General features: G+C 61.6%; 10 protein-coding genes and 1 pseudogene. 5 read left to right on the top strand and 6 right to left on the bottom strand.

The annotated features are described in order from the left end of the window. Window positions 1-8: 8 nt before the first annotated feature. Both wecC and wecB read right to left on the bottom strand, forming a co-directional pair. Complete coding sequence (wecC, locus tag N436_RS14200) at window positions 9-1,271, bottom strand: UDP-N-acetyl-D-mannosamine dehydrogenase (protein ID WP_110741376.1); 1,263 nt, start codon at window positions 1,269-1,271, stop codon at window positions 9-11. Continuing rightward, window positions 1,268-2,410: a non-hydrolyzing UDP-N-acetylglucosamine 2-epimerase gene (gene wecB, locus N436_RS14195; RefSeq protein ID WP_110741375.1), complete on the bottom strand. Its 1,143-nt coding sequence runs from the start codon at window positions 2,408-2,410 to the stop codon at window positions 1,268-1,270. The genes wecC and wecB overlap by 4 nt, the downstream gene beginning before the upstream one ends. Window positions 2,411-3,098: 688 nt before the next feature. Here wecB and N436_RS14190 point away from each other — a divergent pair. Beyond that, window positions 3,099-3,434: a ComEA family DNA-binding protein gene (locus N436_RS14190; RefSeq protein WP_016715053.1), complete on the top strand. Its 336-nt coding sequence runs from the start codon at window positions 3,099-3,101 to the stop codon at window positions 3,432-3,434. Window positions 3,435-3,658: 224 nt separating this feature from the next. Here the strand turns inward: N436_RS14190 and N436_RS14185 are convergent, their stop codons facing one another. After that, a complete protein-coding gene (locus N436_RS14185; protein WP_003252762.1) occupies window positions 3,659-3,826 on the bottom strand; it encodes a DUF2897 family protein in 168 nt (55 codons plus the stop codon). A 180-nt stretch (window positions 3,827-4,006) separates the two neighbouring features. Here N436_RS14185 and pyrF point away from each other — a divergent pair, with 180 nt between their 5' ends. After that, window positions 4,007-4,708 (top strand): orotidine-5'-phosphate decarboxylase, encoded by a 702-nt coding sequence (gene pyrF, locus N436_RS14180; RefSeq protein WP_019096946.1) that lies wholly within the window; start codon window positions 4,007-4,009, stop codon window positions 4,706-4,708. 92 nt (window positions 4,709-4,800) lie between these two features. Here the strand turns inward: pyrF and N436_RS14175 are convergent, their stop codons facing one another. Further along, window positions 4,801-5,826, bottom strand: coding sequence for an acyltransferase (locus N436_RS14175; RefSeq protein ID WP_105946007.1), 1,026 nt, complete (start codon window positions 5,824-5,826; stop codon window positions 4,801-4,803). Window positions 5,827-5,991: 165 nt separating this feature from the next. Continuing rightward, window positions 5,992-6,993, bottom strand: coding sequence for an NADP-dependent oxidoreductase (locus tag N436_RS14170; RefSeq protein WP_110741374.1), 1,002 nt, complete (start codon window positions 6,991-6,993; stop codon window positions 5,992-5,994). 176 nt (window positions 6,994-7,169) lie between these two features. On the opposite strand from N436_RS14170, the gene N436_RS14165 reads away from it, so the two are divergent. From N436_RS14165 to N436_RS28950, 3 genes and pseudogenes are all read left to right on the top strand, one after another. Then, window positions 7,170-7,931, top strand: coding sequence for an SDR family oxidoreductase (locus tag N436_RS14165; RefSeq protein ID WP_105946009.1), 762 nt, complete (start codon window positions 7,170-7,172; stop codon window positions 7,929-7,931). A 253-nt stretch (window positions 7,932-8,184) separates the two neighbouring features. Then, a pseudogene (locus tag N436_RS28955) lies at window positions 8,185-9,216 on the top strand (methyl-accepting chemotaxis protein); the annotation flags it as partial. Window positions 9,217-9,243: 27 nt separating this feature from the next. Then, on the top strand, window positions 9,244-10,125 hold the full coding sequence (locus tag N436_RS28950; RefSeq protein ID WP_371920908.1) for a methyl-accepting chemotaxis protein: 882 nt from the start codon (window positions 9,244-9,246) through the stop codon (window positions 10,123-10,125). Window positions 10,126-10,187: 62 nt separating this feature from the next. Here N436_RS28950 and N436_RS14155 read toward each other — a convergent pair whose 3' ends face one another. Then, window positions 10,188-11,378, bottom strand: a complete 1,191-nt coding sequence (locus tag N436_RS14155; RefSeq protein ID WP_105946011.1) for a benzoate/H(+) symporter BenE family transporter — start codon at window positions 11,376-11,378, stop codon at window positions 10,188-10,190. Window positions 11,379-11,415: the final 37 nt, after the last annotated feature.

Here is an 11,415-nt window from a genome sequence, read left to right as displayed (position 1 = left end):
TGGGTCCATCAGGCCTGGGTAACGCCAGCGGCGTCGATCACAAAGGCTGCGTCGCGTACGTTGAAGGTGCCGCGGAATTCGCGGTGCTTCACCAGTAGTACGTGGATGTCGGCGCTGTCCTGGGCGAAGTCGAATTCCACGTGCTCGTGGCGCGCCAGGCGCTGCGGCAGGGCTTCGATGTTCGGCTCGACCAGTTGCAGGGTGGCTTCCAGCTCGTTGCCCAGGCGCTCGGCGATGCTCAGGGCCGGGCTTTCGCGCAGGTCGTCGATGTCGGCCTTGAAGGCCAGGCCGTAGCAGGCGATTTTCACTTGCTGGGCCGACTTGCCCGGGTTTTTGATCAGGAAGTTGGCCAGGGCCATCTTGACCTTGTCGATCACCCACTCAGGTTTGCTGTCGTTGACCACACGCGCGGTGCGGATCAGGCGAGCCTGCTCTGGGGTCTGGCTGACGATGAACCATGGGTCTACCGCGATGCAGTGGCCGCCAACACCCGGGCCAGGCTGCAGAATGTTGACGCGTGGGTGGTGGTTGGCCAGGCGAATCAGCTCCCACACGTCGATGTCCAGCTTGTCGCAGATAATCGACAGTTCGTTGGCGAAGGCAATGTTCACGTCACGGAAGCTGTTTTCGGTCAGCTTGCACATTTCGGCAGTGCGGGCGTTGGTGACGATGCACTCGCCTTCAACGAAGGTGCGGTACAGGCGTACGGCCGCGTCCGAGCACTTCTTGGTCATACCGCCGATGATGCGGTCGTTTTCTACCAGCTCGCGCAGCACGTGGCCTGGCAGTACGCGCTCAGGGCAGTGGGCAATGCGGATGTCGGAGGCTTCGCCGTGGGTTTGCGGGAAGCTCAGGTCTGGGCGGGCTTGTGCCAGCCAGAAGGCCATCTGCTCGGTGGCGCCGACCGGGGAGGTGGACTCCAGAATGACCAGGTCGCCTTTTTTCAGCACGGGCGCGATGGCCTTGCTGGCGGACTCGATGTAGCTCAGGTCCGGCTGGTGGTCATCCATGAACGGGGTCGGCACGGCGATCAGGAAGGCGTCGGCAGCTTCTGGCACGGTGGAGGCGCGCAGGAAGCCTTCGGTTACCGCTGCGTGTACCACCATGTCCAGCTCAGGCTCGACGATGTGGATCTCGCCACGGTTGATGGTGTCGACCGCGTGCTGGTTCACATCGATACCGATCACGTGCTTCTTGCGGGCGGCGAAAACGGCGGCGGTTGGCAGGCCGATGTAGCCCAGGCCTACGACGGAAATCTTGTTGAAGCTCATGCTGCGTCCTTGGAGTTAGAGAATGAGGAAAGTGCGTCGAGGATTCGCGCGCACGCTTTTCCATCGCCGTAGGGGTTGTGGGCGACGCTCATCTCGCGGTAGGTCGCATCGTCGGTGAGCAGTTTTGCCAGGTTCTCGGTGATCGATTCCACGTCGGTGCCTACCAGCTTGACGGTGCCGGCAGCCACGGCTTCCGGGCGCTCGGTGGTGTCACGCATGACCAGTACCGGTTTGCCCAGGGCAGGGGCTTCTTCCTGGATGCCGCCGGAGTCGGTGAGGATCAGGTACGAGCGGGTCATCAGGTAGACGAACGGCAGGTAGTCCAGCGGTTCGATCAGGTGGATGTTGTTGACGTCGGCCAGCAGGCGGTTCACTGGTTCGCGCACGTTCGGGTTGAGGTGGACCGGGTAGACGATATCCACGTCAGGGAATTGACGCGCGGTTTGCACCAATGCCTGGCAGATGCGTTCGAAGCCGCCACCAAAGTTTTCGCGGCGGTGGCCAGTGACCAGCACCATGCGGCGTTCAGGGTTCAGGAAGCTGAACTGGGCTTCGAACTGGTTTTTCAGGGCCGGGCTTTCCAGCTTGCGGACGACTTCCAGCAGTGCGTCGATCACCGTATTGCCGGTGGTGTAGATGGTCGCGGCGTCAGTGCCTTCACGCAGCAGGTTGTCCTGCGAGGTGGAGGTTGGCGCGAAGTGCAGGGCGGCCAGGGCGCCGGTCAGGCGGCGGTTGCCTTCTTCCGGCCATGGCGAGTACAGGTTGCCGGTGCGCAGGCCTGCTTCCACATGGGCGATCGGAATCTGCTGGTAGTAGGCGGCCAGGCTGGTGGCCAGCGTTGTTGCAGTGTCGCCGTGCACCAGCACCACGTCGGGCTTGAACTCGGCCAGCACAGGCTTCAGGCCCTGCAGGATGGCAGTGGTCACGTCGGTCAGGTCCTGGCCTGGCTTCATGATGTTCAAGTCGTAGTCGGGCGTGATCTCGAACAGCTCCAGTACCTGGTCAAGCATCTGACGATGTTGGCCGGTTACGCAGACGCGCGACTCGAAACGGTCGTCCTGGGCAAGGTTGAGGGCCAGTGGTGCCATTTTGATGGCTTCTGGGCGGGTGCCAAATACGATGAGGGTCTTGAGGGACACGGCGACGGTCTTCTGTGTATTGAGTGAAGGCGGTTGGAACGACTGCTAAACGTGAGGATCCGGGTGTTGCTCAGGTCGGCCGAGGGGGGCCTGGCTGGCGCGGCACGACTGAAATCGGGCAGGGCCAGTGGGGGGGAGGTGAAAAAAAATTCATTCTGCTCGGATCCTTCAAGCGAAGCGGCTGTCCTATGGCCGCGAATTTATCATTTTGTCATCAGTATGGCATCCCGTCTGGCACGTTTTTTTCCCCTGATCGAGCGAATTTGCCCCTAAGCATCTAGAGATTGGATCCGATGTTGGTTATATATATCGGATAAAACGATTGTTTGATGCTATACAGACATCATGCCAACGAAGTCAATATAACTATCGTATGCGACGAACGGGTGGGAGCCTTGTCCGGCAAGGCTTGTAGGAAAAACAACAGCTTTTGGTCTGAATGAAAGCCAGGTTAAACGGGAATTTACCTAGCGGCGATTTGCCATCGCTTTTTTTTCATGAAGTTAACTCGAAACATGGCTGAACGCCATCATTTTTGGGTGGTCGAAGTTGGTTTTTTTAATGTTTGATTCGGTAACGATTAACCAGGCCAAGTGCCTGTTTGCAAAATGGCAGAACCGCTAGGGTTGATTGCGCAGCCGAAGGAAAACGGCTGCTGGAAAATGACCAACCCAAGGAGTGTTCACTCATGCGTAACAACGTTCTGTCGTACCTGCTGCTGCCGCTGTTCGCCAGCCTGTCGTTCTCCCTTAGCGCGGCACCTGCCAGTGCCACGGCGGTGCCCGAGCCAGTGCCGGTTGTGGCCCAGATGCAGGCGCAGGAGGCGCCACGGCTTGACCTGAACAAGGCTGATGCACTGACCTTGCAGAAGGAGCTGAACGGCATCGGGAAGGCCAAGGCCGAGGCCATCGTGGCCTACCGTGAGGCCAATGGGCCGTTCGCTTCGGTGGATGAGCTGTTGGAGATAAAAGGGATCGGGAATGCGTTGCTGGAGCGCAACCGGGATAAGGTGATGGTGGAGTAAGGAGCGCGGCAACGGCTGCTTTGCAGCCCATCGTGGCTCAAGGCCGCTCCTGCAGTCACCACGTTCATTGTTGAATGGGTGGTTTATGTGGGGGCGGCTTTATATGTTGAGGGGGGCAACGCCATTAGTAATAAAAATTCAATAAAACAATGGCTTATCCATTGCTTTTGTGGGCGTCAAAAAATTGCCCGTCATCTTGGGTTTTAACCCGTTGCTTTAACCTTTTACCGGTCCTGCGCATCCTTCGCATCCGCTTCGGCATTGCGCTCATGCACCTTGCGCAATTGTTCTTCGGTCAGGGGCAGTTTTTTTGCCGTGTCGCGCAGCATCATCAGCCCACCGACGATGGAGCCGAGGGCTATGATGAGGATCAGCCAGGCATACCAGGGCATTGTCGTTCTCCTTAAACGGGGGGAGCATTGCTTGTACAAAATTTGAGCAGTAGCCCGTTCCATTGGTTCAATTATAGGAGCCAGCCGCCGTCGGGCCAATTCCGTGACCCGTGGGCCCCAAAGCCTGCGTCACTTCGTTTACAATGCGCGCCGTTTTCGACTTGCCAAGAGACCCTGCCCATGTCCGCCTGCCAGACGCCCCTGATCGTCGCCCTGGATTTCCCTACCCGTGAGGCCGCCCTGAAGCTGGCTGACCAGCTTGACCCTGCGCTGTGCCGGGTGAAGGTTGGCAAGGAGCTGTTCACCAGCAGCGCTTCGGGCATTGTCGAAACCCTGTGCGACAAAGGCTTCGAAGTGTTCCTGGACCTCAAGTTCCACGACATTCCCAACACCACCGCCATGGCGGTCAAGGCAGCCGCCGAGATGGGTGTGTGGATGGTGAACGTGCATTGCTCCGGTGGCCTGCGCATGATGGCCGCCTGCCGTGAAGAGCTGGCCAAGCGTAGCGGCCCGCAGCCGTTGTTGATCGGCGTGACCGTGCTGACCAGCATGGAGCGTGAAGACCTGGCCGGTATCGGCCTGGATATCGACCCGCAAGAGCAGGTGCTGCGTCTGGCGGCATTGGCGCAGAAGGCTGGCATGGACGGTTTGGTGTGCTCGGCGCTGGAAGCCCCGGCGTTGAAGGCTGCGCACCCGTCGTTGCAACTGGTGACCCCGGGTATTCGCCCGGCGGGCAGTGCGCAGGATGACCAGCGCCGTATCCTCACCCCGCGTCAGGCGCTGGATGCAGGTTCGGATTACCTGGTGATCGGCCGTCCGATCAGCCAGGCGGCAGACCCGGCGCAGGCGCTGGCGGCGGTGGTGGCGGAGATTCGCGGGTAAGTAGCCTGTGTGTCACAGAAAGGCCAGCACCTGTGTGCTGGCCTTTTTTATTGGCCGCCGACAGGGTTTGCACCCCACTTCGGCAGCCGCGGTCAGATTACGACGCGCACTGGCTTGAACAGCCTGAGCAAGTAGATCGGTACCCATGTCAGCACGAACACCGCCACTGCCAGCAACGGAATCAACCACGCCAGCGAATGCCCCTCGATCAGTGGACCATAAAGGAGGCTGGCCCGGTTCATGATGAACACGTGCAAGCAGTACAGCCCCAACGTGCAACCTGACAGCTCGGCCAGCAGTTTGCTGTGCTGTACCAGTTGGCCACCCAGCGCAAGTAGCAGGCGAAAGGCAAAGATGGCGGCCAGTACCACCAACGGAGATACGTAGGAATAGAAAATCTGGCTGGGCTGCCCTTGCAGCATGGACATGGCATGCGTGGCGGCGGCGGTCAGGAGGCCGCTGATGGCGAACCCGCCAAGATTTACCCAGTTGTTGCCAGGGCCGTGCTGGCGAATCTGTTCAAACACATAAGCCCCCAGAAACGCGTAGCCCGCATACCCCATGAACGAAAACAGCTCATAGGTATGCACCATGTTGGCCAGCGCCGGGCTGTACTGTGCGGCGGTGGGCAGCAGGCAACTGATCACCAGCCACAGGCCCAGGAACACACGCTTTTCCTGCAATCCGCAATGTTGGTAGACCTTGGCCATGAATGGCATGAACAGGTAGATGCCGATGATCGCGTACAGGTACCAGAGGTGGTAGTAGACAGGGCCGTGGAGCATGGCCACTGCCGCTTGCCACATGCTGCCGTACCCGGTGCCCAGGGTAGTCCGCCACAGCGCGTAGAACACCGACCAGAAGAGCAACGGCGGCAGTATGCGCACAAAGCGTTTCTGGTAGAACGTGATTGCACCCTCTGTCCGCTCAAGCAGCAGGGCGCCAGACAGCATCAGGAACAGGGGGACGCAAGACCTGACCAAGGAGTTGTAGATGTTGGAGGACATCCAGTTGTCATCCAGTTGCATTGCCCCGGCTGATGCAATGTGAAGCAGTATGACCATGAAGCAGGCGGCGATCCTGCAAAAGTCGAGTCCGGCATTCAAGCGTTGCTGCATGGGTTGCCCACCTTATCGCTGCCCTGCGTAATGGGTGTCTGTGGATGCCTGAATGTAGGGCGGGCGGGGGAAACTGCAAGCGGCGAAAGCGCCACAACCGGGGCTGACGCCCGATTTAAGGGCCTGCGCCGCTCCTGCAGGGGGGGCGGCGCAGGCTTTCCGGCGTTAGACTTTCAGCACCAACTTGCCAAAGTTCTCCCCACTGAACAGCTTCAACAGTGTCTCGGGGAACGTCTCCAGCCCCTCCACCACATCCTCCTTGCTCTTCACCTGCCCACTGGCCAGCCACCCGGCAATCTCCAGCGCGGCCTTGCCGTAGTCCTTGCTGTAATCCATCACAACAAAGCCTTCCATGCGCGCACGGTTCACCAGCAGCGACAGGTAGTTGGCCGGGCCTTTGACGGCCTCTTTGTTGTTGTACTGGCTGATGGCGCCGCAAATCACGATACGGGCCTTGTAGTTGATGCGGGTCAGCACGGCATCGAGGATGTCGCCGCCCACGTTGTCGAAGTACACGTCCACGCCTTTGGGGCATTCACGCTTCAGGCCGGCCAGCACGTCTTCGGCTTTGTAGTCGATCACCCCGTCAAAGCCCAGTTCGTCCTTCAGGTACTGGCACTTCTCGGCGCCGCCGGCAATACCGACCACGTGGCAGCCTTTGACCTTGGCGATCTGTCCGACAATGCTGCCCACCGCACCGGCCGCGCCGGAAATGACCACGGTGTCGCCGGCCTTTGGCTGGCCGACGTCCAGCAGGGCGAAATAGGCGGTCATGCCGGTCATGCCCAGTGCCGACAGGTAGCGGGGCAGGGGCGCCAGGTTGGGGTCGATCTTGTGCAGGCCCTGGGGCTCGCCAGTGAAGTAGTCCTGCACGCCAAGGGCGCCGCTTACATGGTCGCCCGGCTTGAAGGCGGGGTGGTTGGAGGCAACCACTTCGCCAACGCCCAGTGCACGCATCACCTGGCCCAGGGCCACAGGCGGGATGTAAGACTTGCCTTCGTTCATCCAGCCGCGCATGGCCGGGTCCAGTGACAGGTACAGGTTGCGCACCAGTACCTGGCCTTCGCCGGGTTGTTCGGTGGGTACGGTCTCGAAGTTGAAGTCATCACGGCGCACGGCGCCGACCGGGCGTTTGGCGAGCAGGAAACGGCGGTTGGTCTGGGTCATGGCGGGTCCTTGTGGGCAGTGGAGGGAGTCAGGCGTTCAATCTACCTTGTTGATGTAGCCAGGTCCGTAACATCACTGACAAGCATGGTAGCCCAACCGCTGGTGTGATGATGCTGCCCGGCCCTGCGGTGGCTGACTATGCTCTGAACCCCAGCCAACCCTCACAGGAGCACGCGATGAGCATGACCTTTTCTGGCCAGGTAGCCCTGGTTACCGGCGCCGCCGCCGGTATCGGCCGGGCAACTGCCCTGGCGTTTGCCCGTGAGGGCCTGAAAGTGGTGGTAGCCGACCTCGACCCGATTGGCGGCGAAGCCACTGTAGCGCTGATTCACGCGGCGGGCGGTGACGCGCTGTTCATTGCCTGCGACGTTACCCGCGACGCCGAGGTGCGTCAGTTGCATGAGCGGCTGATTACCGCATACGGTCGGCTGGACTACGCCTACAACAACGCCGGCATCGAGATAGAGCAAAACCGCCTGGCAGAGGGTAGCGAGGCCGAGTTCGATGCCATCATGGGTGTGAACGTGAAGGGCGTGTGGTTGTGCATGAAATACCAGCTGCCCTTGCTGCTGGCCCAGGGCGGTGGGGTAATCGTCAATACCGCTTCGGTGGCGGGATTGGGGGCGGCACCGAAGATGAGCATTTACAGTGCCAGCAAACATGCGGTGATTGGCCTGACCAAGTCGGCGGCCATCGAGTACGCGAAGAAGGGCATCCGTGTGAACGCCGTTTGCCCGGCAGTGATCGACACCGACATGTTCCGTCGTGCCTACGAGGCGGACCCGCGCAAAGCCGAGTTCGCCGCCGCCATGCACCCGGTGGGGCGGATCGGCAAGGTCGAGGAAATTGCCAGCGCCGTGTTGTACCTGTGCAGCGACGGCGCGGCGTTTACCACCGGGCATTGCCTGACAGTGGACGGTGGGGCGACGGCGATCTGAGCCGATACTGTGCCTGGCAGCGCCGTTGAATGCCACGGCGAGGCCAGCAGCCTGGCTGCGTATCAATGTCGCTTACGGGCAGGATTCCCGCGTTCAGGCTTTCCTCCGGCATGCAGGGCGACCTCTGCCAAGCTGAAAACGACACGCTCATAGCTATTTGACACTATTCTGACGCCAGGCCCTTGTTCATCGGTTGGCAACGTTGCCACCCTTGGCCCTCGGGATAACCTTACACGCAGAAGGGGAGTCGGCGATGGGCGCGAGCAAGCACGGTGTGCTGGCCAACCTGGGCATGGCCCGCAAACTCGGCTTAGGCTTTGCCCTGGTGCTGGTGCTTACCCTGGCAGTGGCGGCCATCGGCATTGCTGCCTTGCACAGCGTTGGCCAGCGTTTTGACAGTTTGCGCCAGTTGGCGCAGTTCAATACCGACCTGCTGCGCTTGCGCCAGCACGAGCAGGCGTTTGCCTTGCGCTCCGACATCCAGCAGGCCGAGGCTTTGCGCAACGGCCTGCAGGGCCTTGCCGAGCGCGCCCGTGGCTTGCCGTCGCTGGCGGCGGCGCAAAGCGACCTGACCGCCTACGGCGAGGCATTCGAGGCCTTTGTGGAGGCTGTGCAGGCCAAGGAGCTGGCGCTGGACATGGCCAGCTGGTCGGTGTCCAGCGTGGCCAATAACCTCGATGTGCTGCAGGCCGGCCTGGCCGATGACGGTGTGTATACCCTCAAGCAGTCCCAGGGCCAGCAGGGCGGCGAGTTTCTGGAGCAGGCTGCGCAGGTGGCGCAGGTGTCGCGGCTGATGTTGCAGGCCATGGACGAAGCGCGGGTGCGCCTGGAAAAAAGCCGCAAGGGTGAAGAGGGCGTAAGCCAGGAACGTATTGCCCAGACGGTGGAAGCCGCCAGCCTGGTGGGCCAGTTGCAGGGTACGGTCAGTGATGCCGGCTACCAGAGTGTATTGGGCGAGGTGGCGGGGCACATTGGCAGCTTCTCGGAAAAACTCAACGAATACACCGACCAGCTGGCCCGTGAGCAGGGGCTCAAAGCCCAGTTGCAAGCCAGCGCCGAGCAAGTCACCGGCCGGGTCGACCAGGCCTATCTGGGCCAGGAACAGGTGCTGCAGGGTGAGCTGCAGCGCAATGCCATAGCTATTGGCCTGGCCACGGCATTGGCGCTGGTTGTCGGCTTGCTGGCAGCCTGGCTGATTACCCGTGCGGTCGTCGGCCCGCTCAAGCATGTGATCGCCCGTGCCCAGCGCATTGCCGCTGGCGAGTTGGGGTTCGACGCCCAGGCGCCACGTCGTGACGAAGTGGGGCAACTGATGCAGGCCATGCAGCAGATGGCGGCGGGCCTGTCGGGTATTGTCAGTGGCTTGCAGCAAGGTATCGAGCAGCTGGCGGGCAATGCCCAGGCGTTGTCGGCAGTGACCGAGCAGACCAACCGCGAGGTGGGCAGCCAGAAAGAGGAAACCGAACAGGTGGCCACCGCCATGCAGCAGATGACCGCCACTGTGCACGATGTGGCGCGCAATGCCGAGGAAGCGGCGCAGGCGGCACAGGCTGCGGACGACAAGGTCGAGTCGGGGCAACAGGTGGTGCGTCAGAGCATGCAGCGCATCGAGCAGTTGGCGGCGGCGGCGGAAACGGCCAGTGCCGGTATCGACAGCCTCAGCGCCGAAATCCACACCATTGGCGATGTGCTGGAAGTGATCAAGAGCGTGGCCGAGCAGACCAACCTGCTGGCGCTCAACGCTGCCATCGAGGCCGCCCGTGCGGGTGAGCAGGGGCGTGGTTTTGCCGTGGTGGCCGATGAAGTACGCGCCTTGGCGCGGCGTACCCGGCAGTCTACCGAGCAGATCGAGACACTGGTCGCCAGCCTGCGTGGCAACGCCCAGCAGTCGGTGGCGCAGATTCGCGGCAGTACCGAACTGGTGCGCCTGGCAGTGGCAGATGCGCTACAGACCGAGAGTGCGTTGGGCAGCATTGCGGCGGCGGTTTCGTTGATTCAGCAGATGAACCAGCAGATTGCCGCCGCGGCCGAGCAGCAAAGCTCGGTGGCGGAGGAGATCAGTCGCAGTGTCACGCAGATTCGCGGCAGTGCGGATCAGGCGGCGTTGGCGATGCAGGACAATGCCAGGTCCAGTGTGGAGCTGGCGCAGTTGGGTACGGATTTGAAAGGGATGGTGGGGCATTTCAGGTTGTGAGCCGGGCCAGGAATGTCTATTGCCTGTGCCGGCCTCTTCGCGGCACAGGCAACATAAAACCGTCAGGCTTTACGCGGGTTGAGGATCATCAAGGTCACCACCCCCGCCACAATCCCCCAGAACGCCGAGCCAATCGAAAACAGTGTCAGCCCCGAAGCCGTGACCATAAAGGTGATCAACGCCGCCTCCCGCTCACGCGCCTCGCTCATGGCCACGGTCAGCCCGTTCATGATCGAACCAAACAGCGCCAAGGCGGCAATCGACAGCACCAGCTCTTTCGGCAGCGCCGCAAACAACGCCGCCAGGGTCGCGCCGAACACCCCGGCAATGCCATAGAAAATCCCGCACCACACTGCTGCGGTGTAGCGCTTGGCCGGGTCTTCATGGGCATGCGGCCCCGTGCAGATCGCCGCGCTGATCGCCGCCAGGTTAACCCCATGCGAACCGAATGGTGCCAGTAGCAGCGAGGCAAAGCCAGTGGCCGAGATCAGTGGCGAGGCCGGCACCTGGTAGCCGTCGGCGCGCAGCACAGCCACGCCGGGCATGTTCTGCGAGGTCATCGCTACCACGAACAGCGGAATGCCGATGCTGATGGTGGCTGCCAGCGAGAAGCTCGGGGTGGTCCATACCGGTTTGGCCACTTCCAGGTGGAAGCCGCTGAAGTCCAGCAGGCCCAAGGCCCCGGATAACGCAGTGCCCACCAGCAGCGCGGCCAGCACGCAGTAGCGCGGCGACAGGCGCTTGACCAGCAGGTAGCTGAAGAACATGCCCAGCACCAGCAACGTGCGGTGCTGGGCGGCAACGAAGATTTCGCTGCCGATCTTGAACAGAATGCCCGCCAGCAGCGCCGAGGCCAGCGAAGCCGGGATGCGTTTGACCAGGCGCTCGAAGCTGCCGGTCAGGCCGCAGATGAGCACCAGCACGGCGCAGGTGATGTAGGCGCCAATGGCTTCGCCATAGCTCACGCCGCCCAGGCTGGTGATCAGCAAGGCGGCACCGGGGGTGGACCAGGCGACGGTGATCGGTGTGCGGTAGCGCAGTGACAGGCCGATGCTGCACACCGCCATGCCGATTGAAAGCGCCCAGATCCAGGACGAAATCTGTGCAGTGGTAAGCCCGGCTGCCTGGCCGGCCTGGAACATCAGCACCAGCGAACTGGTATAGCCGGTGAGCATGGCAATAAAGCCGGCGACGACCGCCGACGGGGAGCTGTCTGCCAGGGGCCGCAGGCGTGCGGAGGTGGCATCGGTCATGAACAATGTCCTTGTAAAGGTGTAAGCAGTTTTTTCA

This window comes from Pseudomonas sp. RV120224-01b (assembly GCF_003208145.1).
Taxonomy (GTDB): Bacteria; Pseudomonadota; Gammaproteobacteria; order Pseudomonadales; family Pseudomonadaceae; genus Aquipseudomonas; species Aquipseudomonas monteilii.
Note: the sequence above shows the minus strand (reverse complement) of the source record. Positions and strands in the feature narration are given on the sequence as shown.

Coding starts and splice junctions, on each gene's coding strand:
- N436_RS14175 (WP_105946007.1), bottom strand. CDS start 5,826: ATGCAGCAACGCTTGAATGCCGGACTCGACTTTTGCAGGATCGCCGCC.
- N436_RS14165 (WP_105946009.1), top strand. CDS start 7,170: ATGAGCATGACCTTTTCTGGCCAGGTAGCCCTGGTTACCGGCGCCGCC.
- N436_RS14170 (WP_110741374.1), bottom strand. CDS start 6,993: ATGACCCAGACCAACCGCCGTTTCCTGCTCGCCAAACGCCCGGTCGGC.
- wecC (WP_110741376.1), bottom strand. CDS start 1,271: ATGAGCTTCAACAAGATTTCCGTCGTAGGCCTGGGCTACATCGGCCTG.
- N436_RS28950 (WP_371920908.1), top strand. CDS start 9,244: ATGCAGGCCATGCAGCAGATGGCGGCGGGCCTGTCGGGTATTGTCAGT.
- pyrF (WP_019096946.1), top strand. CDS start 4,007: ATGTCCGCCTGCCAGACGCCCCTGATCGTCGCCCTGGATTTCCCTACC.
- N436_RS14190 (WP_016715053.1), top strand. CDS start 3,099: ATGCGTAACAACGTTCTGTCGTACCTGCTGCTGCCGCTGTTCGCCAGC.
- N436_RS14185 (WP_003252762.1), bottom strand. CDS start 3,826: ATGCCCTGGTATGCCTGGCTGATCCTCATCATAGCCCTCGGCTCCATC.
- N436_RS14155 (WP_105946011.1), bottom strand. CDS start 11,378: ATGACCGATGCCACCTCCGCACGCCTGCGGCCCCTGGCAGACAGCTCC.